A 24,822-nucleotide genomic window follows, 5' to 3' on the forward strand; every position below is an offset into this window, starting at 1 on the left:
GCGGCGCGTCACACCGCGAGGTGGGCGGCGCCAGCATTGAAAATGCAAAAACCTAGACGAGAGCGGGCGGCGCGCGCGACTGCGCGGTGGACCAGATGAACAGCGGTGACGGGGACTGGTAGTACAGGGCCGGGAAAATGGCCGTGCCGCTGGCCACAAGCAGCGGCAGCACGGGACTGGCGGGCGGCAGGCCGACGGAACCCGCGTGCGTGGAACAGAAGGCGCAATGCTCCATCTGCATGGCCTTGCCGCCGGATTTTTCATCGGCGGCGCCGTCATTGTCGACCTGGACGAAACGGATGCCGGCCACCGAACAGATTTCCGCCCAGCCGGAGCCGGACTCCTGCTTGGCGTTGGCGACGGCCTGGGAAATCGACGGCGCGAGCGCCGCCAGCAGGATCGCGAAACAGGCGATCCAGGCGGCAAAGCGGCGCGTGAACAAGGTCATTCCCATGGCCGCATTTTACCAGCGGCCGCCGGGACTGGGTAGCGGAAAGCGGCTCAGGCGGCCGGGCAAGCGGCGTTGCCGTTGTCAAAAGCGCGCACCACGCTCGCCGTATCGGCGGCGATACGGTTCACGGCGCGGCGGTGACCGAGCACCAGTTCATCGTAGCCGGCGCCCACCTTTTCATTGGCTATCGTGCGGCAAGTGACCACCTTGCTGCTGGCCAGCTGACGCACGCTCCACACGGCATCGATCAGCGCATACTGGCCCATCACCGACTCGAAACGCTGCACATTGGTGCTGATACGGTACACGGGCAGGTTGTCCGGATGCGGCGTGCGGAACACATCGATGGCGCCCAGGTCGTTCGTCACGGCCGTCGACAGGGCCTGGCCGATCTCGCCGGCCAGCGGCCCGGCCCAGCGCTGCTGCTCCAGCAGTTCGATGCGCCCCGATGGTCCCGTCACGACAAACTGGTTGCGGCTCACCTGCTGCGGCACGCTGACGGCCAGCACCTCGACATAGTATTTGACGGGTTTGGCCGGCTGCGCGTCGGCGCCGCCGCTAAGCGTATAGAAATGCTCGGGCTGGGGCGTGGAACAGGCGCCCAGCAGGCTGGCCGCCAGCAGCGCGGAAAAAATCGGTTTCATCATTTTTTTTCATCTCCTTTTTTACCGCGGATCAGGGACTCGGGATGACGTTCCAGGTAATCCGACAGCGCGTTCAGCGATTGCAGGGTTTGCGTCAGCTGCTGCAGGGCCTGGCGCACGTCCGACTGCAGTGGCGAATCCTTTTGCAGCACCTGTTCGGCCGTGCCGAAGGTCTGTTTCGCCGCCGTCAGGGTATCGCGCATTTCCGGCACCACCTGGCCATCGAGCTGCCTGAACAGGGTATTGGCCTGCTTGATGGTGGCGTTCAGGTTATTGCCGATCTCCGCATAAGGCACCTGATCGAGCTTGCGGGCAATGCTGGCGATCTGCGTCTGCAGTTCATCGAGGGTATTGGGCACGGTCGGCACTTCCAGCGGATACTTGTTCGGATCGAGCGCCACCTTCGGCGCTTTCGGGAAGAAGTCCAGCGCGATGTACAGCTGGCTGGTGAGCAGGTTGCCCGTGCGTAGCTGGGCGCGCAAGCCACGGCTGACCATGCGTTCGAGCAGCTGATGGCCAGCCGAGCCTTCCTCATCGTCGACGGCGGCCTTGAAGCGCATGCCCAGGCGGGCCGGGTACAGATTGACGGTGACCGGCATGCGGAAGTTCTTCTTCACGGGATCGAACTCGATGCCGACCGAACGCACCTCGCCCAGTACGATGCCGCGGAAATCCACCGTGGCGCCAGGCTGCAAGCCGCGCAGCGACTGGTCGAAATAGAACACGGTGGTAATGGCCTGGCCATCGGGCTCGCGCATGGCGCTGGCCTCGTCGGCCGCCAAGCGGAAATTGGTATTGGCCGGCGCCGGTTCCTCGGGCTTGCGGCCATTTTCCGCCTCGAAGGCGATGCCGCCCACCAGCATGGCGGCCAGCGACTGCGTGTTCAACTTGAAGCCGTTGGAATCCAAGCGCACATCGACGCCGCTGGCATGCCACCAGCGCGCATTCTTGCCGACGAACTGGTCGTATGGCGCGTTCACGAAGACCGACATGGTAATGCCGTTGCCATCCTTGTCCAGCGCAAAGCTGACCACCTTGCCCACGCGCAGGCGGTGGAAGAACAGGGGCGAACCCACGTCGACGGAACCGAGACTTTCCGCATGCAGGGTGTACAGCTTGCCCTTCTGGTCACCGGCCACGGCGGGCGGACTCTCCATGCCGATGAAATTCTCCTTTTTGGCTTCCGACTTGCCCGTGTCGACGCCGATGTAGGCGCCCGACAGCAAGGTACCCAGGCCCGTCACGCCGCTGGCGCCGATCTGCGGACGCACCACCCAGAAGCGCGAATCAGCGGTGGCGAAACGGCGCGCCTCCTTGCTCATGTCGATCGTCACGAGGACATTGCTCAAGTCGTCGCCCAGGGTGATGGCGCGCACCTGGCCGATATCGACATCCTTGTATTTGACCTTGGTCTTGCCCGGCTCCAGGCCTTCGGCGCTCTTGAAGCTGACCGTCACCGTGGGCCCCTGGTCAAGGATGGACTTGGCGGCCAGGCCGGCGCCTATCAGCGCGGCCAGCAGCGGAATGAGCCATACCAGCGACGGCAGCCAGCGGCTGCCCTGTTCCACATCGGGTTCCGGCAATGGACGGCCACCCGTTTCGGCAAGGCCGCCCGCTTCTTTGTCAGACATGCTGTTCTCCAATCACTGTATTGTTTCCGGTATTTGCCACCACCACGGGTTCTTCCTCGCCAGGCACCTGCCCGTCGACGGGGTCCCAGATCAGGCGCGGGTCGAACTGCATCGCCGCCAGCATGGTCAGCACCACCACGGCGCCAAAGGCCAGCGCGCCGGGTCCGGCCGTGATCACGGCCAGCGACTTGAAGCGCACCAGCGCCACCGTCAGGGTGACGACAAAGATGTCGAGCATGGACCAGCGGCCGATGAATTCGACCATGCGATACAAAATGGTGCGCTGACGCGGGCGCCAGCGCGAACGCCGCTGCGCGGTGAACGCCAGCAGCGCCAGCACGCCCAGCTTGAGCATGGGCACGACCACGCTGGCGATGAAAATGATGATGGCCAGGCCTTTCGAGCCGCTGGTCCAGAACAGCACCACGCCGCTCATGATGGTATCGTTTTGTGCGCCAAACAGGGAATACGTCACCATCACGGGCAGCAGGTTGGCGGGAATGTAGAGGATCATGGCGGCGATCAGCAAGGCCCAGGTGCGGTTGATGCTGTCCGGTTTGCGCACGTGCAGGGTCGTGCCACAGCGCACGCACGCCAGGTGCTTGCCATTGCCCAAGGGCGGCGCCACCAGGCCGCAGGCATGGCAGGGCACGACCTTCTCGCCGGGCGCGAAAGCCTTGTAGCGGATGCCAGGCAGCGCTTGCCGGGTCAGGTCGTCGCCCAGGTTCCATAAGGCCTTGGGGTCGAACGAGACGACGATGGCCAGCATCAGGGTCAGCGCGCCAAACGCGAACAGCCCCGGTTGCGGCAGCACCGTGGCCAGGCTGGTCATCTTGACGACGGTGATCAGGATGCCGATCATCAGCACCTCTGTCATGCCCCATTCGCGAGCCGTCTGCACGGCGCGCAGCACGCGGTTAAAACCGGGCACCTTGACGCCGCCGCGCAAGCCCAGCGCCACATACAGCAGCGAACCGAGTTCGATGGCGGGAAAGAGTATGGTAAACAGGAAGACCATCGTCGCCACGATATGCATCTGCTCGGACCACAGCACGCGGATGGAACCGAGCAAGGTGGCGCTGGACGTCAGGCCATTGACGTCGAGTTCGACGATGGGAAAAAACTGGGCGATCAGGAAGACAAAGGCGGCGCCCAGAGTCAGCGCCACCACCTTGCTCAATTCCGCCGATGCCCCCCGCGCGTGAGCGCCCCGGTATAACACCGAGCGGCAACGGATGCAGCGCGCCTTTTCGCGGGGACGCAGCGGACGTTTGCGGTACAGCACGCCGCAGTCATGACAGCTAATCAGGTCGTATCGGTGCACAGTGTGAAGTTTGCCAGCGCCCGAAGCGCGACTATTCCATGTCAATGCCAGCCATCATGACAGAGTTGGCATTTTCCTGCACCTCAGCACTATTTATTGTTGCGTATCCAACAACATCTCGACCGCACGGCCAATTTGCAGCACTCTTTCATCCGCGCCGGCCAGGCCGCAAATGCCCAGCCCCACGGGCAGCTCGCCCTCGGCATGGCACGGCAGCGACAGCGCGCAGCCATCGAGGAAGTTGATCACGCTGGCGTTGCGCAGCACCAGGCCATTCGTGGCAAAGAAGGTGGCGTCATCCGCTTCCAGGGGCGCAAGCTGCGGCGCCAGAATCGCCACGCTGGGCATCAGCCAGGCATCGAACGGCGCCAGGCGCCGCCGGGCGATGGCGATCAGGCGCGCGCGCGCATCGAGCAAATCGATGTAATCGGCCGCGCCCTGCTGCTGGCCGCGTCGGATGCGCGCCGCCACGCGCTGGTCGTATTGCGCGCCTTTTTCCGCGAGCAGCGCGCAGTGCCAATGCCAGGCTTCCGCCGCCACCAGGCCGCCGCCGCCATTGATCTCCGGCAGTTCCAGCAACTCGGGGAAATCGAACTGTTCCACCAGGGCGCCGGCTTGCCGCAGCTTGTCCAGCGCGGCGTCAAAAGCCCGCTGCACCTGCGGCTCCACGTGCGTACCGACATAATCAAGGGTAAAGCCGAAGCGCAAGCCTCTCAGCGCTGGCGCCTGCACGCCGATGTCATGGCCCGACAGCGCCGCGTACAGAATGGCGCAGCAATCGACGCTGTGAGCAATGGGCCCTGCGGAGTCGAGAGAGCGCGACAAAGGTACCGTGCCCGCCAGCGACACGGAAGCGGCCGTCGGCTTGAAACCCGTCAAACCGCAAAAGGCGGACGGGATGCGGATCGAGCCGCCCGTGTCCGTGCCCAGCGCGCCGGCCGCCATCGCCAAAGCCACCGTGACGGCGCCGCCCGAAGTGGAGCCGCCCGCCACACGTTCATGGTCCAGCGGATTGCGCGGCGTGCCGTAATGGGGATTCAAGCCCAGGCCGGAAAACGCGAACTCGCTCATGTTGGTGCGGCCCAGCAGGACGGCGCCGGCCGCGCGCAGGCGTGCCACGGCGCCCGCATCGGCCACGGCGGGCGGGGCGTCGGCCAGCGCCAGCGAAGCGGCGCTGCTGGTTTGCCCCTCGACGTCGAACAGGTCCTTGATCGAGATGGGCACGCCGGCCAGGGGCGAGGCAACGATACCGGCCGCGCGCGCCGCGTCGCTGGCCCGCGCCTCGGCCAGGGCCTGTTCGCCATCGAGGCTGACATACGCATGGCCGCCCTGCACCCGGTGCGCCTCGGCGCGCGCCAGCATGCGCTGCGTCAGTTCCACGCTGGTGATGCGTCCGGCGGCCAGGTCGGCCGCCAGTTCGCGGATAGTCTTGGTCAACTGGGTCATTCTCTTATCCTTCCACGGGCAGGGTTTGCACGGCATAGCGGTGCTGCAGGCGGCGCTGCAAGGCTGGATCATACAGCTCCAGTTCGAAGGCGTCGCCGTGGCCCATTTCACCGATGATGGGCTGCGTGCCGCAGAACATGGCGCTGCCCACTGGCAGGGTCGTTTGCCCCGTGTAGCGCAAAATCAAATCTTCCGGCGACAGCATGCGCGTCACGGGACCATCCTGGTACAGGGCCGGCACGCCGGCGCGCTCGCGCCAGGAGCGCATCTGCAGCTTGTCCCAGTGGCCGGCCACGTCGGCATAGCGCCACAAGGTATCGCCCACGGGCTTGCCGCACATCTGCTTCGACACCGTCACGCCATAGCTTTCCACCTTGCGGTCCGTATGGTCGGAACCGATCCCCACCAGCAGGCCGTATTCCGTGGAGAACAGCACGAATTCCGCCTCGCCGGACGAATCGCTGCCAGGCACTTCGATGGCGGCGTCGCTCGAGAGCAGTGCTGCCGAAACCCGGTAAAACGTCGGCACGCTTTTCGGGCGCGCCACGCCGATGGCTTCCAGTTCGGCGATATGGTGTTCCACCATCGCCATGTCGCGGCCCGTCCAGCCGGCGATGATCAACTGATCGATATCGAAGGTGACGGGGCCGTGGCCGGCCAGTTGAAAACTCAATGTCGTCATGATTTTATTCCTCAAGAGGGCCGCGGCCCGTTTCGCGTGCAGCAAAAACGGCGGCGCCGGTGATCAGCAAGGCCGCCGCCACATACAGCGAGACGGCCATGCTGCTGTTGTACGAGCGGTACAGGCTGGCGATGACGAGCGGGGCGAAGCCGCCGCCGATGACGCCGGCCAGGGTGTAGGCCAGCGAGGACCCCGCATAGCGCACCTTGGTCGGGAATTGCTCGATGACGAAGGCGGCCTGCGGGCCGTACATGATGGCGTGGATGACCAGGCCCACGACGACAGCCGTGACGATGGCAGCCGGGCTGGCAGTATCGAGCAAGGTGAAGAAGGCAAACGCCCACACGAGACCCAGGATGGCGCCCAGCGCATACACGGGACGGCGGCCGATCTTGTCCGACAGCGCGCCAAACACGGGCACCGCCAGCGCATTGCAAGCCGTGCCGATCATGATGGCGGTCAGTGCCAGCGTCGACGACAGGTGCAGCACGGTCGTCACATACGTGAGCGTGAACACCACCACCAGCGCATACAGCACGTCCGAACCGATGCGCACGCCGCCGGCGATCAGCAGACGGCGCCAGTAGATGCGCAGCACGTCGCCGATCGGCGCTTCCGCCTTCGCATCCTGCTGGTCGAGTTCCTTGAACAGCGGGGTTTCCTCGATGCCGCTGCGTATCCACATGCCAAACGCCACCAGCAGCAGGCTGGCGATGAACGGCATGCGCCAGCCCCAGTCCATGAACGCTTCATGCGGCAGCAGGTAGGTGATCAGGCCGATGCAACCGGTCGCCAGCAAGGTGCCGAACGACGGTCCCACCTGCGTCCACGACGCGTTGCGGCCCCGCTTGTCCGCTGCCCCGTGTTCGACGGAGATCAGCACGGCGCCGGCCCATTCGCCGCCCAAAGCGATGCCCTGCACGAAGCGCAGCGCCACCAGCAGAATGGGGCTCCAGATGCCAGCCGTCGCGTAAGTCGGCAAGAGGCCCATCAGGCCCGTCGTCACGCCCATCAGCATCAGGGTCACCACCAGCACCCAGCGGCGTCCCAGCTTGTCGCCCAGGTGGCCAAAGATCACGCCGCCGATCGGGCGCGAGATATAGCCGACGGCATACGTGGAAAAGGCCAGGATGGTGCCCGTCAGCGGATCGAACGAGGGAAAGAACAGGTGGTTGAAGATCAGTGCGGCCATGGTGTTGTAGACGGTGAAGTCATACCATTCCAGGGTCGTGCCGACCATGCTGGCCGTGGCCAGGCGGCCCGTTTTCGGCTTGTCGCCCGGTGCCTGGGCCGCCGGATGCGCAGCGTTTGCCGTTGTATATGTGCTCATTGCCTACCTCTCTCGTCAGTTTTATTGCAGGCCCGGCGCAGGATGCGTTGCCCTGCGCCGTGGCCCGTGTCTCGTGTTATCAGTGCCGGCAAGATGCGCGCGGCCGTGTCAGGCAGGGTGCAGGTCGGCCTCGCGCAGTTGCCAGGACAGTTGCAGGATGGCTGCCTGCTCAGCGTCCAGGCCCAGTGCCGTGCTGGCGGCATCGGCCGCCGCCAAGGCGGCGCTTTCGGAGGACGCGTCGATCAGGAAGATCGGATCGAGCACGCGGCCCTCCTTCTGCTCCGCCGGCAGGGGGCCGGACAGATTCGCGTCAGGCGTGAGCAAGCGCGTGGCAATGACGCCATCGATCTGCAAAAGCTGCGCGCCCAGCGCCGCCATGCTGGCCACAGCTGCGGCATCCTGGCCGATGGCGGACGCGCCCAGGCGCAGCACGGCCAGCCAGGCGCCCGTGCCCATGCCCGTTTCCGCCTCGATGGCGCAGACGCGGCGCATCGGATCGACCATGCGCTGCAGATTCGTCACCGACCATGGGGTCTGCTGGCCAAATGCCTTGAAATAGTCGGGGGTCTGGAAGGCGCCCAGCGAATCGGTGCGGTACAGGCCCAGGTATTTGCGCGAACCGCGCACGCTCTGGTAGCGCGTGCCGCTGACGAAGCCGGGAATGCGCACGCGCTCTTCCACGTGCTCGCGGTCGTACCAGCGGTTGAAATCGAGCTCGTGTTCCGGGTCGGCGCTGGTCCAGACAAACAGGATGCCTGGCAAGGTGGGGGACGTCGTCATGATGGTTCCGTTCTGCGTGATGGATGGTGTGCCAACCCAGAATAGGTGGCGCGCCGTCACTTGGCAAACGGGTTATTCTGAACGCGACTGATAAGTTTTTCTTGTGGGTGGAGCCAACAATGCTGTCGGATTACGCGCCTGGGCGCTCATCCGACCTACGCGACTCACCTCGACCACGGCATCGTAGGTCGGCTTAGCGCCAGCGTAAGCCGACATCACCCTGCCCCATATTCCTCACCCAGCGCCAAAGTGAACCTGGCCGCCTCCTCGCACGCCAGCATGGCCACCAACTGGATCGCTTCCGTCGTGATGTCTTCGCTGTAGCTGATGACGATGCGCTGCGGCGCCAGGCTGCTGGTGCAGGGAATCAAAGCGATGTGGCCCTGTTCGATTTCCTCGCGCAGGGGCGCCAGCGGCAGCACGGCGATGCCGAAGCCCGCTTTGACCAGACGCACGATGGCGGAAATCGAGCTGACGCAGTGGACCCTTCCCAGCTGCACGCCCTCGTCCTGGCACAGCGCCTTCAAGGCGGAATGCGGCTGCGAACCGCGGTTCATGGTAATGATGGGGTGCTGCGCCAATTGCGCCACCGTGAATGGCGCGCCCGTATCGGGCCAGTCGGCGGCCCTGCCGGCCCAGCCCATGGCGATGGCGCCGCTGCCCGTGCTGCGGATATGGTCGCCCGTCAGCATGTCCGTCTGCAGCGCGATATCGAGTTCGCCCTGCTGCAGCTGTTCGTGCAGGCGGCGCGTCGATTCCGAGGTCAATTGAATCTCGATGCCCGGATAGCGCTCCTGCACGCGCTGCAGGAACGGGATCAGCCACGTATGCACGATGGTTTCGATGACGCCGATGCGCACTTCGCCCGTGATCTGCGCGGGCGAGGAATTGGCCGCATACATATCGCGGCACAGTTCCAGCATGCGCTCGGCGTACACGAGCAGGTTACGCCCGGCGAAGGTCAGGCGGATTTCACGCGCGTCGCGGTCGAACAGCCGCGTGCCGAAATCCTGCTCCAGCGAGGCAATACGGTTGGAGATGGCTGCCTGCGTGATGTGCAGCTTGTCGGCCGCCGTGCGAAAACTGCCCAGCCGCGCTGCCCAGACAAACGCTTCGAGAAAACGGGTATTCAATTTGGCTCTTCAATCAATGGGGGCACTTCTTCACAGAATGTGTGGTCGCCCCATTGTAAGCCAAAGCGCGCTGCCTTATTTCTGGCCCAGGAAGTCCAGCAGGGTCAGGGCGACGATCTTGCTGGCCTTGCGCAAATCATCGAGCGCCAGGCGCTCGTCAGCCTTCTTCGCGTTCGATTCGGGCACCGTGCGCGGCCCGGCGCCATACAGCACGGCGGGGATGCCCCGCTCGCCATACAGGCGCGCGTCCGCATACAGGGGCGTGCCGACGGCGGGAATCGTCTCGCCGAGGATGGCTTGCGCATTCTTTTGCAGGCTGCCGACCAGTTGTTCGGAACCGGGCAAGGGCCGCAGCGCGTGCGACAGCAGCAGGCGGCGGATCTCGATGCGGATGCCAGGCTCGCCCCGCACGGCGTCTTCGATCAGCGCGCGTACCTGCGCTTCCACCGCCACAGGATCCTCTTCGGGAATCATGCGGCGGTCCATCTTCATGACGACCTTGCCCGGCACCACATTGGTATTCGTGCCGCCGTCGATGCGCCCCACCAGCATGGTGGGCGAGTCGATGCCGGCCACTTTGGATTTGATCTTTTTCAGCTCCGGCAACTGGCCGTAGATGGCGTTGAGTATCTTGTTGGCCGCCTGCAGCGCGTCATGGCCCGTCTCCGGCATGGAACCATGGCCAGCCTTGCCGTGCACGGTGATTTCCAACTGCAGGCAAGCGTTGTGCGCCGTGACGATGCCGTAGCTGAAACCGGCGGCGATGACGAAATCGGGCTTCGTCAGTTGCTGTTCCAGCAGCCAGCCGGGCCCCAGCAAGCCGCCGAACTCCTCGTCGTACGTGAAGTGCAGTTCCAGCTGGCCCTTCAAGGGAATGCCCAGCGCCTCGAGCGCACGGGCGGCAAATACATAGGTGGCGAAATCGCCTTTCGAGACGGCCGTCGCGCGGCCATACATATAGCCGCCGTCGATCTGGCCGCCATACGGCGGATACGTCCAGTTGTCGCCGGGCGGCACCACGTCGCCATGCGCATTCAGGGCCACGGTCGGCCCGCCCGCCGCATACGGCCGGCGCACGATCAGGTTGGTGATGCTTTGCATGCCGTACGCTTCTACCTCATCGTTTGGGACGGCGTGCTTTTCCGCCTGCCAGCCATACGCCTGCAGCAGTTGCGCCACCAGATCCGCATGGGGCGCGTTGTTGCCGGGCGGCGTATCCGTCGGCTGCTGCACCACCTTCTGTAAAAATGCGACTTCCTCGTCGAAGTGATCATCGATCCAGGCCGTGATTTTTTCTGCGTGCGTTGTCATTTTGCTCCTTGCATGGTCTGTTGCAGCCAGGCGCCAAGTTCGCTGCGCTCGGCCTCCGTCATGTTGGTCAGGTTCCCGATCGGCATGGCCTTCAATTCGATGGCCTGCTTGTAGATTTGCGCCGCGTGCTGGCGGATTTCAGTTTCATTATCCAGCATCATGCCGGCCGGCGCCGTGGCGAAACCCGGTTGCGTGGGCTGGGCCGAATGACAGGTGGCGCAGCGCTGGGCGATGATGGCATGCACGCTCTTGAATTGCGCCGCCGGATCCACCGCCGGCGCGGCCGCCACGGCCACGGGCGCTTTCGGCGCGATGGCGATAGCTACGGCCAGCAGCAGGGCCACGCCGATGGCCGGATAGCGCCATTCCACTCTTCCCTTGTGGCGCAGGTTGAAAAAGTGGCGGATGAAGACGCCGGCCGCCATGATCAGCGCCAGCACCAGCCACGCATGGTCGTTGCGGTAGGTCATCGCATAATGGTTGCTGATCATGATGAACAGCACCGGCAAGGTAAAATAATTGTTATGCACGCTGCGCTGCTTGGCTTTCAGGCCGTGCTTGGGATCGGGCAGCTTGCCGGCGGCCATGGCCTCGACCATCTTGCGCTGGCCGGGAATGATCAGCATCAGCACATTGGCCACCATGATGGTGCCGATCATGGCGCCCACATGGATATAGGCGGCGCGTCCGCTGAGCAAATGCGTGAGCACGTAGGCGGCGCCGACGATCAGCGCGAACACGGTCACGCCGAACCACAGTTCATATTGCGCTAATGTTGACCTGCACAGCAAATCGTACACGGTCCAGCCGATGACGAGGGTGGCGATGCCGATACCGACTGCCTGCCCGCTGGAGATGTCCGCCACGGATTTGTCGATCATCATGGCCTGGGCATTGAAATAATACGCGATGGTCAGCAGCGCGAAACCGGACAGCCAGGTCGAATACGCTTCCCATTTGAACCAGTGCAGTTCCTTCGGCAGTTCGGCGGGCGCCACCAGGTATTTTTGCGGGTTGTAGAAGCCGCCGCCATGCACGGCCCACAGTTCTCCCGACACGCCCTTCTTCGCCAGCTCTGAGCCGGGCGCGGGCGGGCGGATCGAGTTGTCGAGCCAGACGAAATAGAAGGAAGCACCGATCCAGGCGATGCCCGTGATGACGTGCAGCCAGCGGACGATCAGGTTCAGCCACTCAAGGCCGTACGGGATCAGGTAGGCAAATACTTCCATAAATTTCCTCTAGTCAGACCGAACCAATATTCGTGCCAATCTACACAAGATAAACGGATTTACCGCCCACCACATGAAAAATATCGTATATTTGACATATTCAAATCGATATACAACAGAGGCGCCGCCACATGTCCAGCCTGCCGCAACACCTCGACCTGCACCTGATCCGCATCCTCTACCTGCTGCTGGTGGAAAAGAACGTCTCGCGCGTGGCGCTGAAACTCAATCAGCCGCAGCCATCGATTTCCGCCTCGCTGCGCAAGCTGCGCGAATTGACGGGCGACCCGCTGCTCGTGCGCGGCGCGCGCGGCATGGTGCCGACCCAGCATGGCGAAAGTCTGCTCAATCCGGCCAAGCGCATCCTCGACCAGACGGAGAGCCTGTTCGTCAAGAAGACGCCGTTCGTGGCGCAGGAAGAGGCGCGCACCTTCCATATCGCCGCGCCCGATTACCTGGACAGCCAGTTCCTGCCCAACGTGGTGGCCCTGCTGCGCCGCGGCTCGCCAAAAAGCCGCGTCGTGCTGCATAGCCTGGGGCCGGGCATCGACCATATCCGCCAACTCTCCGATGGTGGCCTGGACCTGGTCATCGCCAATTGGGACGAGCCGCCCGCGCATCTGCACATTTCGAAGCTGTTCGAAGACCCCATCATCTGCGCCATGCATGCGGAAAATGCCTATGCGCGCCGCACGGCCAGCGACGCCATGACCCTCGACGACTATTTGAGCCTGCCCCATGTGGCGCCGTCGCAGATGATGCCCGGCTATCACGGCGTGATCGATTCCTTCCTCGAGCGGCAAAACCTGCAGCGCAACGTGGTGGTGGAATCGGCGTATTTCGGCCTGATCCCCTACATGCTGACGCAGACGGACCTGGTACTCACCACGGGCCGGCAATTCATGCGCTTCTATGAAAAGACGCTGCCGCTGAAAACGTATACCGTGCCGTTGAAATTCCCGCCGATGCGCTTTTACCAGCTGTGGCACCAGCGCGTACACCAGGCGCCCGAGCACAAATGGCTGCGCGACCAGGTCAGCGCGGCCGCCAAGGCGCTGGTGCAGCGATAGCCGCTATCAGCACGCGCATATAATGGACGCAGGAACGGGGCGCTATCATCACCGCTTGCATGATCGGAAAACCATGACCACCCTTTCAGACCTGAGCGCCGGCAGCCCGGCAGACTTTATCGCACGGCTGCATGGCATCTACGAACACTCGCCCTGGATCGCCCAGCGCGCGGCCCCCGCCCGGCCGTTTGCCAGCCTGACGGCACTCAAGACGGAGCTGCAGCGCGTGCTGGCGCATGCCTCGCCCGAAGAGCAACTGGGACTGATACGCGCCCACCCGGAGCTGGCCGGCAAGGCCGCCATCGCAGGGCAGCTGACGGCGGAATCGACGCGCGAGCAGGCCAAGTCCGGCCTGAACCTGTGCAGTGCCGAGGAATTCGCCACCCTGCAGCGCCTGAATACCGAGTACAACGCCAAGTTCGGCTTTCCCTTCATCCTGGCCGTCAAGGGCCCGACAGGCGAAGGCTTGACGCGCCAGGACATCATCGCCACGTTTGCGCGGCGCCTGAAAAACCGGCGCGCCGATGAACTGGCCGAGTCGCTGCGGCAGATCAAGCGCATCGCCGAGCTGCGCCTGAATGACTTGTTCGACGTGCGCCTGGACTTCGGCCCGGCTATCATGCAGCAGGCCGAAACGCTGGCTGGCTGGAGCGACAGCGATTACAACCTGACGTGCGCCTACCTGACGCCGGCGCACCAGAAAACCGCCGCGCAGCTGGCCGAATGGATGCGGGATGCGGGCATGCAGGTGCACATCGACGCCGTCGGCAATGTCGTCGGGCGCTATCTGTCCGACGCGCCCGACGCAAAAACCCTGATGACGGGATCGCATTACGACACGGTGCGCAACGGCGGCAAGTACGATGGCCGCCTGGGCATCGTGCTGCCCATCGCCGTCGTGCGTCACCTGCATGAGCGGGGCGAAAAACTACCCTTCCACTTCGAGATCGTCGGCTTCGCCGAGGAGGAAGGCGTACGCTTCAAGAGCACGTTTTTGGGCAGCACGGCTGTCACGGGCAAGTTCGACGTGTCGCTGCTGGAACAGGTGGATGCGGATGGCGTGAGCATGCGCGACGCGCTGGCGGCCGCCGGCCACGAGGCAAGCGCCATCGGCGCCATCGCGCGCGATCCCGCCGACTTGCTCGGTTATGTGGAAGTGCATATCGAGCAGGGTCCCGTACTACTGGAACGCGACCTGCCGCTGGGGATCGTCACGGCGATTGCCGGCAGCTCGCGCTATCTGGTCAATCTTGGCGGCGTGGCCAGCCACGCGGGCACCACGCCCATGACCATGCGCAAGGATGCCGCCAGCGCGGCAGCCGAAATCATCCTGCTGGTGGAACAGCGCTGCAACCAGGGCGAGGCGCTGGTGGGTACCGTAGGGCAGCTGCACGTGCCCAACGGCTCCGTCAACGTGATCGCCGGCGCCTGCACCCTGTCGCTCGACATCCGCGCGGCCGTTGACGCGGTACGCCAGGCGGCCGTCGACGATATTCTCGATGGCATCGCCGCCATCTGCGCGCGGCGCCAGATCGACTATCAGCTGGAACTGCTGCTGTCGGCGCGTGCCGCGCCATGCGCGCCATGGCTGATGGCGCAGCTGGCGCAGGCCGTGGAATCGGTCGGCATCGAACCGTATGCGCTGCTGTCTGGCGCCGGCCACGACGCCATGGCCATGGCCGCCATCACCGACGTGGCCATGCTGTTTACCCGCTGCGGCAATGGCGGCATCAGCCACAACCCGCTGGAAACCATGACGGCGGACGACGCCGACATCGCGGCGCGCGCGCTGCTGGCGTTTTTGCGCGGCTTCCAGCCCAAGCCCTGAGCTTACACGGCCACGGCCCGCTCCAGCATCGCGTGCAGCAGCACATTGCAGCCCGCTTCCAGGTGCTCGGGCTTGGCGTCCTCGATTTCATTGTGGCTGATGCCGTCCTTGCACGGCACGAAGATCATGCCGGCCGGCGCCAGCCGGGCCGCGTAGATGGCATCGTGGCCGGCGCCGGACACGACGTCCATCACCGAGTAGCCCAGCTTTGCCGTGGCATTGCGCACGGCGTCCACGCAGTCGGGATGGAACGGGCATGGCGGGTAATAAGAGACTCTTTCCAGTGAAATGCCCAGCCCCGTACTGTCGCGCGTGGCATCGATGAAGGCCGTGATCTCGCCATGCATGGTGTTGAGCAGTTCGTCGTTCACATTGCGCAGGTCGATGCTGAATGTGACTTCGCCGGGGATCACGTTACGGCTGTTCGGGAAGACCTGCACCATGCCCACCGTGCCGCGGCCATACGGCGGGTAGCGGTTGGCAATCGCCACCACTTCCTGCATGATCGTCGTGGCCACCTGCAGCGCATCCTTGCGCAATCCCATGGGGGTGGGGCCAGCATGCGCTTCCATGCCCGTTACCACGCAGTCGTACCACGACAGGCCCATCACGGCCGGTACCACGCCAATGACTTTATCGGCGTCTTCCAGCACGGGTCCCTGCTCGATATGCGTTTCAAAGTAGGCGCCGATGGGATGGTCTCCCGGCACCTGCTCGCCCTTGTAGCCGATGCGCGCCAGTTCCTCGCCCACGGTTTTCCCCTCCGTATCCTTAGCCGCATACGCCGTCTCCAGCGAGAAGGCGCCGCAAAATACGCCGGAACCCATCATCACGGGCACGAAGCGCGAGCCCTCCTCGTTGGTCCAGAAGGCCACCTCGATGGGCGCCTGGGTCTTGATTTTCAAGTCGTTCAGGGTGCGCACCACTTCCAGGCCAGCCAGCACGCCGTAATTGCCATCGAACTTGCCACCCGTGGGTTGCGTGTCGATATGGCTGCCCGTCATCACGGGCGGCAGGCTGTTGTCGGCGCCGTCGCGGCGCATGAAGACATTGCCGATCTGGTCGATCGTGATGCTCATGCCCGCTTCGCGCCCCCATCCCACCACCAGGTCGCGGCCCTGCTTGTCCAGGTCCGTCAGGGCCAGGCGCTTGACGCCGCCCTTCGCTGTCGCGCCGATCTGCGCCAGCTCCATCAGCGCAGCCCACAGGCGCTCGCCATTGATACGCAATGCATCCATCGTCAACTCCTTATGCGGTGGTGGCGGAAAAGGCGGGCCGTTCGACATAGCGCCCAGCCCCTTCGACGGCCGTCAGTTCGCCCTGGTGGAAGACCACCTTGCCGGCGGCAATCGTGGTGCTGGGGATGCCGCGCACGGTGCGCCCTTCGAAGACGTTGAAGCCTCCCCTGGCGAACTGCGTGGCGGCGGAAATGGTGCGCGTGCCTTGCGGATCCCACAGCACGATGTCGGCATCGCTGCCAGCGGCGATGACGCCCTTGCGCGGATACATATTGAAGATCTGCGCCGCATTGGTGGAGCTCACCTTGACGAATTCGGAGGGCGTCAGCATGCCGGAATTGACGCCGGCGTCCCACACGACTGCCATGCGTTCCTCTACGCCGCCGCAACCGTTCGGGATGCGCGTAAAGTCCTGCTTGCCCGCCGCCTTCTGTTCGGCGCAAAAGGTGCAGTGGTCGGTGGCCGTCGTCTGCAGGTTGCCGCTTTGCAGGCCGTGCCACAGCGCCGATTGATGGTGCTTGTCGCGAAACGGCGGGCTCATGACGTGGCCCGCCACGTAGTCGAAATCGCCGCTCTGGTAGACGCTGTCGTCGATCACCAGGTGGCCCGCCAGCGCTTCGCCATACACGCGCTGGCCGTTGGCGCGCGCCCGCGTGATGGCGTCGAGCGACTCGGCGCACGAAACGTGCACGATGTACACGGGGGTATTGAGTACGTTGGCAATCGCGATGGCGCGGTTGGCGGCCTCCGCTTCCACGGCCGGCGGTCGCGACCGCGGATGCGCCTGCGGCCCGGTAATCCCCTTCTTGAGCAAAGCTTGCTGCAATTGAAAAACCAGCTCGCCGTTTTCCGCATGCACGGTGGGCAGCGCCCCCAGTTCCAGCGAACGGGTAAAACTTTTCACCAGGGTTTCATCGTCGGCCATGATGGCGTTTTTATACGCCATGAAATGCTTGAAGCTGTTCACGCCATGCTCGCGCACGAGGGTGCCCATCTCTTCATGTACCTGCTCGCTCCACCATGTGATCGCCACATGGAAGGTGTAGTCGCCAGCCGCCTTGGCCGACCATTCGCGCCACTGGTGATAGGCCTCGATCAAGGATTGCTTGGGTGCCGGGATGACGAAGTCCATGATGGTGGTCGTGCCGCCGGCCAGTCCCGCCGCCGTGCCCGTGAAAAAATCGTCGGACGTCACGGTACCCATGAAGGGCAGGTTCATGTGCGTGTGCGTGTCGATCCCGCCCGGCATCACGTACAGGCCGCCCGCGTCGATTACCGTGGCGCCGGCGGGTGCCAAAAGGTTCTCGCCGACGGCGGCGATGGTATCGCCCTCGATCAGCACATCGGCGCGGAAGGCGCGGTCGGCGTTGACGACGGTACCGCCACGTATCAGTGTAGCCATCTTGTCTCCTTTGTGATTACGACTGCGGCGCCTGCTGCACGTGCGCCACGGCCTTGCCCTTCATCATGACGCCGTACACGACGGCGGCGATGGCCACGCCCACGAACCAGGCGTAGGTGTAGATGGTTTTAAAGCCTTCGGCCACGTCGGGAAACGCCGTGGGAAAGGCCGCGTTCAAAAAGCCCGGGATATTCGGCAGCACGGCGATGACAAAGGCGATCAGCGCCGCCATATTCCAGCCATTGCCATACGAGTAGACGCCGTCGTCGCGGTACAGCTGCCTGACGTCGAGCTGCGTCTTGCGCACAAAATAATAGTCGACGATGAGGATGCCGGCGATGGGGCCCAGCAGGGCCGAGTAGCCGATCAGCCATGTGAAGATATAGCCCTGCGTCGACTCGAGCACCTTCCACGGCATCATGACGATGGCGATGAAGGCCGTGATGTAGCCCCCCATCTTGTAGGAAATCTGCTTCGGCGCCAGCGAGGAAAAGTCGTACGCCGGGCCCACCAGGTTGGCGGCCAGGTTGACGCTGACCGTGTCGATCAGGAGGATGATCAAGGCGATCAGCACGGCGGCGCCCGTCATGCGGCTGGCCAGGTCGACCGGGTCCCAGATGGCCTTGCCGTACATGACGACGGAGCCGGCCGTGACGATCACGGCCAGCATGGCCAGCAATCCCATAGGCACCGGCAAGCCGATCGACTGGCCGATCACCTGGTCGCGCTGCGTCTTGGCAAAGCGCGTGAAGTCGGGGATGTTCAAGGCCAGGGTGGCCCAGAAACCCACCATGGCCGTCAGCGACGGCCAGAAGACGCTCCAGAACTGGCCCGCCTTTTTACCGCCGGGGATGAATTGCGATGGCTGGTCCAGCAGGCTGGCCACGCCGCCGGCCTTGCTGTGCACCCAGTACAGCAGTACGAAGCAGATGAGGATTTTCAGCGGCGCAGTGTAGGTTTCGAGTTTGCGGATCGACTCCATGCCATGCAGGATGTAATAGAACTGGATGGCCCAGAAAGCCAGGAAGCACAATAGCTGGCTGCCGTTGATGCCCAGTCCTGCGATCTTATCGCCGCCCAGTTCATGGCCTACCAGCACGCCCATCAGGGTATAGATCATCTGCCCGCCGAACCAGGTCTGGATGCCATACCAGCCACAGGCGACGATGGCGCGCATCAGGGCCGGCAACCGCGCGCCCATGGTGCCGAACGAGGCACGCGCCAGCACGGCATACGGGATGCCGTACTTGGTGCCCGCATGGCCGATCAGCAGCATCGGCAGGAGCACGATGGCATTGGCGAGAAATACCGTGAGCACGGCCTGGTAACCGGACATGCCGCTGTCGATCAGGCTGGCCGACAGGGTGTAGGCGGGAATGCACATCACCATGCCGACCCACAGCGCGGCGAAGTGATACCAGCGCCAGGTGCGCTGCGCCGCCGTGGTGGGCGCCAGGTCTTCATTCCAGAGTTGCGTGTTGCCTGAATAGTCGTGGTTCACAGGGTTGCTCCATCGGTTAGACCGCTGGCACGCGAAGGCGCCAGGGATACGGCAATGTGGAAACGGCTCGGCTTTTAAGTAATCTAGCTTACTGCAAAGACGCGCCGCTGTTTATAAAAATAAACGCACGCAATAACCGTGCCCTATGCTGTCTCCGCCAACGCGCGGGGATTCCTGGGATCCTGCGTCCAGTTCATGTACGGCTTGCCCGTGGCCTGCGGCACCATCGTGATGCAGCCCTGCACCGGACAGGTGATTTCGCACAGATTGCAGCCCACGCACTCCTCCTTGATCACCTCATACGTGCGCGTGCCGGCGGCGTCGATCAGTTGTGCAATCGACTGGTGCGAGGTGTCTTCGCAAGCCACGTAGCACTTGCCGCATTTGATGCAGTCGTCCTGGTTGATCTGCGCGATGACCTGGTAATTCATGTCCAGGTATTTCCAGTCCGTCGTGTTGGCCACGGCCTTGCCGGAAAAGTCGCTGATGCGCTCGTAGCCCTTCTCGTCCATCCAGCGCGACAGGCCATCCTTCATCTCCTCGACGATGCGGAAGCCATGCAGCATGGCGGCCGTGCACACCTGCACGCAGCCCGCGCCCAGGGCGAGGAATTCGGCCGCGTCGCGCCAGTTGCCGATGCCGCCGATGCCGGAAATGGGCAAGCCGCGCGTCTGCGGATCGCGAGCGATTTCCGCCACCATGTTCAGCGCGATCGGTTTGACGGCGGCCCCGCAATAGCCGCCGTGCGTGCTGGCGCCGCCGACAATCGGCAAGGCCACCATGCGGTCCAGGTCCAGCGAGGTGATGGAATTGATGGTGTTGATCAGCGAGACGGCGTCCGCGCCGCCCGCCTTGGCCGCGCGCGCCGGCATGCGCACGTCCGTGATGTTGGGCGTGAGCTTGACGATGACGGGAAGACGGCTGTGCTTCTTGCACCAGGCGGTCACCATCTGCACGTACTCGGGCACCTGGCCCACGGCCGCGCCCATGCCCCGCTCCGGCATGCCGTGCGGGCAGCCGAAATTGAGCTCGATGCCGTCCGCCCCCGTCGCCTCCACCTTGGGCAGGATATCGGCCCAGTAGTGCTCTTCGCAGGGCAGCATCAGGGAGACGATCATGGCGCGGTCGGGCCAATCCTTTTTCACCTGCGTGATTTCGCGCAGGTTGATCTCCAGCGAGCGGTCGGTGATCAGCTCGATGTTATTGAAACCGACCACTTCGCGGTTCTTGCCATACAGGGCCGAGTAGCGCGACGAGACGTTGACGGCGGCCGGGTCTTCACCCAGGGTTTTCCACACGACGCCGCCCCAACCCGCTTCGAAGGCGCGCACCACGTTGTAGGCCTTGTCGGTCGGCGGTGCGGACGCCAGCCAGAAGGGATTCGGCGCCTTGATGCCGCAAAATTCGATGCTGAGATCAGCCATTATGCAGCCTCCACTTTATTCAACAAATCGGAATGGATGGCCAGTGCGGCCAGCTTGCCATGCTGGACGGCTTGCACCGTCAGGTCCTGTCCCGGCGCCACGCAGTCGCCGCCCGCGTAGATCCCCGGCAGCACCGTGCGAAAACCCGCATCGACGGCGATCTTGTCGCCTTCGCGCTGTAGCAGCGACGCCATCGGATCATGCAGCACGTCGGTGTCGAGGCTCTGGCCGATGGCCTTGAAGATGGCGTCGGCCGCCACGTCGAACGTTTCACCCGTCCCCGCCAAACGCGTGCCCTGCATGCGCGTCTTCTCGAAACGCATGCCGGCGACCTTGCCGTCAGTATCGAGCAGCACCTGCTGCGGCTGGGCCCACGTCAGCATGCGCACCTGGTTGGCCTTGGCGATGTCCTGTTCATGGTGGGTGGCCGTCATGGCGTCGAAACCGCGCCGGTAGACGAGGGTGACTTCCTCGGCGCCCAGGCGTTGGATCTGCACGGCCATGTCGATGGCCGTATTGCCGGCGCCAATCACAATCGCCCGTTTCGGCACGGGCAGCGCGGCCAGGTCGTCGGCCTGACGCAGCGCGGCGATGTAATCGACGGCGGCCAGCAAGCCCGGTGCGTCCTCGCCCGTCAGCCCCAGCTTGCGGCTGGCGCCCAGGCCCAGGCCGAGGAACACGGCGTCATACTGCGCGTGCAAATCGCGCAGCTGCAGGTTCTCGCCCAGCGTCTGGCGACATCGGATCTCGATACCGCCGATATCCAGCAGGAAGTCGATTTCCTTTTGCGCGAAATCGTCCGTCAGCTTGTATTTGGCGATGCCGTACTCATTCAGGCCACCCGCCTTGCCTTCCTTTTCAAAGATCACCACGTCGTGGCCCAGCATGGCCAGGCGGTGCGCGCACGACAGGCCCGCCGGTCCCGCGCCGACGATGGCTATCGTCCTGCCGGTGCTTGCCGCCCGTTTGAACGGGTGGCTTGCGAAATGCATGTGGTCGACGGCGTAGCGCTGCAAGAGGCCGATCTTGACGGGCTGCCCCTCCGCGTCGTGGTTGCGCACGCAGACATCTTCACACAGGATTTCCGTGGGACAGACGCGGGCGCAGCTGCCGCCCAGGATGTTCTGTTTCAGGATGCCTGCCGCGGCACCGTTGATGTTTTTGTCGTGGATATTGCGGATGAAGCTGGCCACGTCGATTTCCGACGGACAGATGCGGCTGCACGGCGCGTCATAGCAGTACAGGCAGCGGGCGCTTTCGATGGCCGCCTGGCGCGCGCTCAAGGGAGGTGCCAGGTCGGTGAAATGGCCTGCCAGTTCCTCGTTGGGCAGGGCGGGATGCGGCAAATAGTTCAAAGACTCGATCATCGCGTATTCCTCTTGTTATGTGCGGCCGGCTTGTAGTTTGAAACCTTTACTTCATCTGGGGAAAAGCAAATTCCACACCAGCACTTGCCGTATTCGGCCAGCGCTGCATCACGGCCTTGTGGCGCGTGTAGAAACGCACGCCTTCGGGGCCATAGGCGTGGTGGTCGCCGAACATGCTGCGCTTCCAGCCGCCGAAACTGTTGAAGGCCATCGGCACGGGCAAGGGGATGTTGACGCCCACCATGCCGACCTGGATCTGGCGCACGAATTCACGCGCTACGCCGCCGTCGCGCGTGTAGATGGCCACGCCGTTGCCATACTCGTTGGCGTTGATCAGCTCCACCGCATGCACCACGTCAGGACACCGGAGCACGCACAGCACGGGACCGAAAATCTCTTCCTTGTAGATGCTCATGTCGCGCGTCACATGGTCAAATAAAGTACCGCCGACAAAGAAGCCATTCTCGCGTCCCGCCACCACATGGTTGCGGCCATCGACCACCAAAGTTGCGCCTTGCTCCACACCCGAGGCGATGAGTTTTTCGATGCGCTGCTTCGCGGCCAGCGATACGACCGGCCCCATTTCCGCACCGTCGGCCATGCCGTCGCGCACTTTCAGTGCGGCCGTGCGCGTTGCCAGTGCATCGATCAATTTGTCGCCCGCGTCGCCCACGGCCACGACGACGGAGATGGCCATGCAGCGCTCGCCCGCCGAACCGTAGGCCGCGCCGATCAGCGCATCGACCGTCATGTCCATGTCCGCATCGGGCATCACCACCATGTGGTTCTTCGCTCCGCCCAGCGCCTGCACGCGCTTGCCGCTGGCGCTGCCGCGCGCATAGATGTATTCGGCGATCGGCGTGGAGCCGACAAAGCTGATCGCCTGCACGACCGGGTGGTCGAGCAAGGCATCGACCGTGACCTTGTCTCCCTGTACCACGTTGAAGACGCCGTCGGGCAAGCCCGCTTCTTTCAGCAGTTTCGCGTGCAGCAGGGAGGCCGATGGATCCCGCTCGGACGGTTTCAGGACAAAGGTATTGCCGCAGGCGATGGCAACGGGGAACATCCACATCGGCACCATCACGGGGAAATTGAATGGCGTGATGCCGGCCACCACGCCGAGCGCCTGGCGCATGGACCAGGCATCGATGCCGCGCGAAATCTGGTCCGTGAATTCGCCCTTTAACAATTGCGGAATGCCGACGGCAAATTCCACCATCTCGATGCCGCGCGCCACCTCGCCCTGCGCATCGGCAAAGGTCTTGCCATGCTCGCGCGTGAGCATGGCGGCAAAGTCGTCCGTGTGCTGCTGGCATAACTGCAGGTAGCGGAACAGCACCCGCGCGCGCGTCAAGGGCGGCGTGGCCGACCAGGAAGGAAAGGCGGCGGCGGCGGCCTGCACGGCCGCGTCCACGTCCTCCACGGTGCCCAGCGCGACGCGGGCGACGGGTTCGCCGAGCGCGGGGTTATACACGTCGCCATAGCGGCCGCTCTGCGTGTCGACCTTGGCGCCGTTGATGTAGTGAGTGATGGTGTCGAGAGTGTTCATGGTATTCCTTTGTCAAACCCAAAAACAAGTGCCGGGTCACAGTTCAATCAAGATTTTTGAGTACCTTGGCCAGCTTGCCAAACAGCTCGTCGACATGCTGTTTTTCCAGCACCAGCGGCGGCGACAGGGCGATGATGTCGCCTGTCGTGCGTATCAGCACGCCGTCGGCGAACGCCTGCTTGAAGGCGTTGAAGGCGCGCGTGCCGGGTTTGCCGGCGATGGGATCGAGCTCGATGCCGGCGATCAGGCCGATGCTGCGCAAGTCGATCACATGCGGCAGGCCCTTCAGGGAATGCACAGCGTCGCTCCAATACGCCTGCATCGCTTTAGCGTGGCCCAGGATGTCCTGTTCCTCGAACACTTGCAGGGTCGCCAGCGAGGCGGCGCAAGCCAGCGGGTGGCCGGAATACGTGTAGCCGTGGAACAGTTCGATGCCGGCCGGCGCGTCCATGAAGGCGTCGTGGATGTATTGTTTGCTGAACACGGCGCCCATGGGCACCATGCCGTTGGTCAGGCCCTTGGCCGTCGTCATCAGGTCCGGCTCGACATCGAAATAGTCGGCAGCGAACGGCGTCGTCATGCGGCCGAAACCCGTGATCACCTCATCGAAGATCAGCAGGATGCCGTGCTTGGTGCACAGTTCGCGCAAGCGTTTCAGATAGCCTTTCGGCGGGATCAGCACACCCGTGGAACCGGCCACCGGTTCGACGATGACGGCGGCAATCGTCGAGGCGTCGTGCAGGGCGACGATGCGTTCCAGTTCATCAGCCAGGTGGGTGCCGTATTCGGGCTCGCCCACCGTGTAGGCGTTCTTGTCCAGGTTATGCGTGTGCGGCAGGTGGTCCACGCCCGGCAGCAGCGGGCCGAAGGTCTTGCGGTTGCCGCCGATGCCGCCCACGGAAATGCCGCCAAAACCCACGCCGTGGTAACCGCGTTCGCGGCCGATCAGACGGGTGCGCGCGCCCTCGCCGCGCGCCCGGTGATAGGCCAGCGCGATCTTCAACGCCGTGTCGACGGCTTCGGAACCGGAGTTCGTATAAAACACGTGGCCGAACTTGTGGCCCGTGTAGTCCATCAGCTTTTCCGCCAGGTCGAAGGCGGCCGGATGGCCCATCTGAAAGGTCGGCGCGAAGTCCAGCTGGCCCACCATGTCGCGGATGGCACCGACGATTTTCGGCTGCGCATGGCCGCACGGCACGCACCACAGGCCGGCCGTGCCATCGAGGATGGCGTTGCCATCGACGTCCTTGTAGTACATGCCTTCAGCCGACACGAGCAGGCGCGGGTTGGCCTTGAAATCACGGTTGTTCGTAAACGGCATCCAGAATGCCGACATCGATTCCGGCCTTGTTTCGTTCATGACCTTCTCCTTGGGATGGGCTGGCGCGGAGCCAGGATCGTTTTTGACGAAGCGTAAAATAATTTACCAGTTGGCAAAAAGCTGATGTAATAATAGACAGGCCATCCCCAATGGCACAGATA

20 protein-coding genes are annotated in these 24,822 nt (G+C 63.8%); 2 read left to right on the plus strand and 18 right to left on the minus strand.

The window, feature by feature from the left end; all coding sequences use genetic code 11:
* Positions 1–52: 52 nt before the first annotated feature.
* From O3297_RS22430 to O3297_RS22480, 11 genes are all read right to left on the minus strand, one after another.
* Entirely contained in the window at positions 53–454 is a 402-nt protein-coding gene (locus tag O3297_RS22430; RefSeq protein WP_230522276.1) for a DUF2946 domain-containing protein, read from the minus strand.
* Between the two features lie 47 nt (positions 455–501).
* Entirely contained in the window at positions 502–1,098 is a 597-nt protein-coding gene (locus tag O3297_RS22435) for a membrane integrity-associated transporter subunit PqiC (protein ID WP_052140127.1), read from the minus strand.
* The gene (locus O3297_RS22440) at positions 1,095–2,726 is read right to left on the minus strand and encodes an intermembrane transport protein PqiB (RefSeq protein WP_034782421.1); all 1,632 of its coding nucleotides are present in this window, start codon (positions 2,724–2,726) and stop codon (positions 1,095–1,097) included. Before O3297_RS22440 ends, O3297_RS22435 begins: the two co-directional genes overlap by 4 nt.
* Positions 2,719–4,011, minus strand: a complete 1,293-nt coding sequence (locus tag O3297_RS22445) for a paraquat-inducible protein A (protein WP_370385438.1) — start codon at positions 4,009–4,011, stop codon at positions 2,719–2,721. The genes O3297_RS22440 and O3297_RS22445 overlap by 8 nt, the downstream gene beginning before the upstream one ends.
* Positions 4,012–4,143: 132 nt before the next feature.
* On the minus strand, positions 4,144–5,496 hold the full coding sequence (locus tag O3297_RS22450) for an amidase (protein ID WP_305050188.1): 1,353 nt from the start codon (positions 5,494–5,496) through the stop codon (positions 4,144–4,146).
* A gap of 4 nt (positions 5,497–5,500) precedes the next feature.
* On the minus strand, positions 5,501–6,178 hold the full coding sequence (locus O3297_RS22455) for a DUF2848 domain-containing protein (protein ID WP_305050189.1): 678 nt from the start codon (positions 6,176–6,178) through the stop codon (positions 5,501–5,503).
* A gap of 4 nt (positions 6,179–6,182) precedes the next feature.
* Positions 6,183–7,508 (minus strand): MFS transporter, encoded by a 1,326-nt coding sequence (locus O3297_RS22460; RefSeq protein WP_305050190.1) that lies wholly within the window; start codon positions 7,506–7,508, stop codon positions 6,183–6,185.
* A gap of 108 nt (positions 7,509–7,616) precedes the next feature.
* Positions 7,617–8,288, minus strand: coding sequence for a DUF4286 family protein (locus tag O3297_RS22465; protein ID WP_305050191.1), 672 nt, complete (start codon positions 8,286–8,288; stop codon positions 7,617–7,619).
* Between the two features lie 215 nt (positions 8,289–8,503).
* Positions 8,504–9,421, minus strand: a complete 918-nt coding sequence (locus O3297_RS22470; RefSeq protein WP_034782414.1) for a LysR family transcriptional regulator — start codon at positions 9,419–9,421, stop codon at positions 8,504–8,506.
* Positions 9,422–9,496: 75 nt separating this feature from the next.
* Entirely contained in the window at positions 9,497–10,732 is a 1,236-nt protein-coding gene (locus O3297_RS22475) for a M20/M25/M40 family metallo-hydrolase (RefSeq protein WP_305050193.1), read from the minus strand.
* On the minus strand, positions 10,729–11,961 hold the full coding sequence (locus tag O3297_RS22480) for a urate hydroxylase PuuD (protein WP_070260122.1): 1,233 nt from the start codon (positions 11,959–11,961) through the stop codon (positions 10,729–10,731). Before O3297_RS22480 ends, O3297_RS22475 begins: the two co-directional genes overlap by 4 nt.
* Before the next feature lie 131 nt (positions 11,962–12,092).
* Between O3297_RS22480 and O3297_RS22485 the strand changes: the two genes are divergently transcribed.
* A complete protein-coding gene (locus O3297_RS22485; RefSeq protein WP_034754583.1) occupies positions 12,093–13,031 on the plus strand; it encodes a LysR family transcriptional regulator in 939 nt (312 codons plus the stop codon).
* 73 nt (positions 13,032–13,104) lie between these two features.
* Complete coding sequence (locus O3297_RS22490) at positions 13,105–14,859, plus strand: allantoate amidohydrolase (RefSeq protein WP_305050197.1); 1,755 nt, start codon at positions 13,105–13,107, stop codon at positions 14,857–14,859.
* Positions 14,860–14,861: 2 nt separating this feature from the next.
* On the opposite strand, the gene O3297_RS22495 is transcribed toward O3297_RS22490, so the two are convergent.
* From O3297_RS22495 to O3297_RS22525, 7 genes are all read right to left on the minus strand, one after another.
* Positions 14,862–16,097, minus strand: a complete 1,236-nt coding sequence (locus tag O3297_RS22495) for a Zn-dependent hydrolase (protein WP_305050199.1) — start codon at positions 16,095–16,097, stop codon at positions 14,862–14,864.
* A gap of 10 nt (positions 16,098–16,107) precedes the next feature.
* Positions 16,108–17,499: a dihydropyrimidinase gene (gene hydA, locus O3297_RS22500; RefSeq protein ID WP_305050201.1), complete on the minus strand. Its 1,392-nt coding sequence runs from the start codon at positions 17,497–17,499 to the stop codon at positions 16,108–16,110.
* Positions 17,500–17,515: 16 nt separating this feature from the next.
* Positions 17,516–19,000 carry an NCS1 family nucleobase:cation symporter-1 gene (locus tag O3297_RS22505; protein WP_305050203.1) on the minus strand — a complete coding sequence of 495 codons (1,485 nt, stop codon included), beginning with the start codon at positions 18,998–19,000 and terminating at the stop codon, positions 17,516–17,518.
* A 143-nt stretch (positions 19,001–19,143) separates the two neighbouring features.
* Positions 19,144–20,424 carry an NAD-dependent dihydropyrimidine dehydrogenase subunit PreA gene (preA, locus tag O3297_RS22510; RefSeq protein WP_305050204.1) on the minus strand — a complete coding sequence of 427 codons (1,281 nt, stop codon included), beginning with the start codon at positions 20,422–20,424 and terminating at the stop codon, positions 19,144–19,146.
* Positions 20,424–21,791, minus strand: a complete 1,368-nt coding sequence (locus O3297_RS22515; RefSeq protein ID WP_305050206.1) for an NAD(P)-dependent oxidoreductase — start codon at positions 21,789–21,791, stop codon at positions 20,424–20,426. The genes preA and O3297_RS22515 overlap by 1 nt, the downstream gene beginning before the upstream one ends.
* Before the next feature lie 46 nt (positions 21,792–21,837).
* On the minus strand, positions 21,838–23,340 hold the full coding sequence (locus O3297_RS22520; RefSeq protein WP_070280891.1) for a CoA-acylating methylmalonate-semialdehyde dehydrogenase: 1,503 nt from the start codon (positions 23,338–23,340) through the stop codon (positions 21,838–21,840).
* Between the two features lie 43 nt (positions 23,341–23,383).
* Entirely contained in the window at positions 23,384–24,700 is a 1,317-nt protein-coding gene (locus O3297_RS22525) for an aspartate aminotransferase family protein (protein ID WP_151092840.1), read from the minus strand.
* Between the last annotated feature and the right edge of the window lie 122 nt (positions 24,701–24,822).

The organism is Janthinobacterium sp. SUN128 (assembly GCF_030587275.1).
GTDB lineage: Bacteria > Pseudomonadota > Gammaproteobacteria > Burkholderiales > Burkholderiaceae_D > Janthinobacterium > Janthinobacterium lividum.

What these genes read in the sequence shown, in the direction of transcription:
- O3297_RS22435 (WP_052140127.1), bottom strand. Translation starts at nt 1,098, where the DNA reads ATGATGAAACCGATTTTTTCCGCGCTGCTGGCGGCCAGCCTGCTGGGC.
- O3297_RS22485 (WP_034754583.1), top strand. Translation starts at nt 12,093, where the DNA reads ATGTCCAGCCTGCCGCAACACCTCGACCTGCACCTGATCCGCATCCTC.
- O3297_RS22455 (WP_305050189.1), bottom strand. Translation starts at nt 6,178, where the DNA reads ATGACGACATTGAGTTTTCAACTGGCCGGCCACGGCCCCGTCACCTTC.
- O3297_RS22480 (WP_070260122.1), bottom strand. Translation starts at nt 11,961, where the DNA reads ATGGAAGTATTTGCCTACCTGATCCCGTACGGCCTTGAGTGGCTGAAC.
- O3297_RS22450 (WP_305050188.1), bottom strand. Translation starts at nt 5,496, where the DNA reads ATGACCCAGTTGACCAAGACTATCCGCGAACTGGCGGCCGACCTGGCC.
- O3297_RS22475 (WP_305050193.1), bottom strand. Translation starts at nt 10,732, where the DNA reads ATGACAACGCACGCAGAAAAAATCACGGCCTGGATCGATGATCACTTC.
- O3297_RS22440 (WP_034782421.1), bottom strand. Translation starts at nt 2,726, where the DNA reads ATGTCTGACAAAGAAGCGGGCGGCCTTGCCGAAACGGGTGGCCGTCCA.
- O3297_RS22525 (WP_151092840.1), bottom strand. Translation starts at nt 24,700, where the DNA reads ATGAACGAAACAAGGCCGGAATCGATGTCGGCATTCTGGATGCCGTTT.
- O3297_RS22520 (WP_070280891.1), bottom strand. Translation starts at nt 23,340, where the DNA reads ATGAACACTCTCGACACCATCACTCACTACATCAACGGCGCCAAGGTC.
- O3297_RS22495 (WP_305050199.1), bottom strand. Translation starts at nt 16,097, where the DNA reads ATGGATGCATTGCGTATCAATGGCGAGCGCCTGTGGGCTGCGCTGATG.
- O3297_RS22460 (WP_305050190.1), bottom strand. Translation starts at nt 7,508, where the DNA reads ATGAGCACATATACAACGGCAAACGCTGCGCATCCGGCGGCCCAGGCA.
- O3297_RS22430 (WP_230522276.1), bottom strand. Translation starts at nt 454, where the DNA reads ATGGGAATGACCTTGTTCACGCGCCGCTTTGCCGCCTGGATCGCCTGT.
- O3297_RS22515 (WP_305050206.1), bottom strand. Translation starts at nt 21,791, where the DNA reads ATGATCGAGTCTTTGAACTATTTGCCGCATCCCGCCCTGCCCAACGAG.
- hydA (WP_305050201.1), bottom strand. Translation starts at nt 17,499, where the DNA reads ATGGCTACACTGATACGTGGCGGTACCGTCGTCAACGCCGACCGCGCC.
- O3297_RS22465 (WP_305050191.1), bottom strand. Translation starts at nt 8,288, where the DNA reads ATGACGACGTCCCCCACCTTGCCAGGCATCCTGTTTGTCTGGACCAGC.
- O3297_RS22490 (WP_305050197.1), top strand. Translation starts at nt 13,105, where the DNA reads ATGACCACCCTTTCAGACCTGAGCGCCGGCAGCCCGGCAGACTTTATC.
- preA (WP_305050204.1), bottom strand. Translation starts at nt 20,424, where the DNA reads ATGGCTGATCTCAGCATCGAATTTTGCGGCATCAAGGCGCCGAATCCC.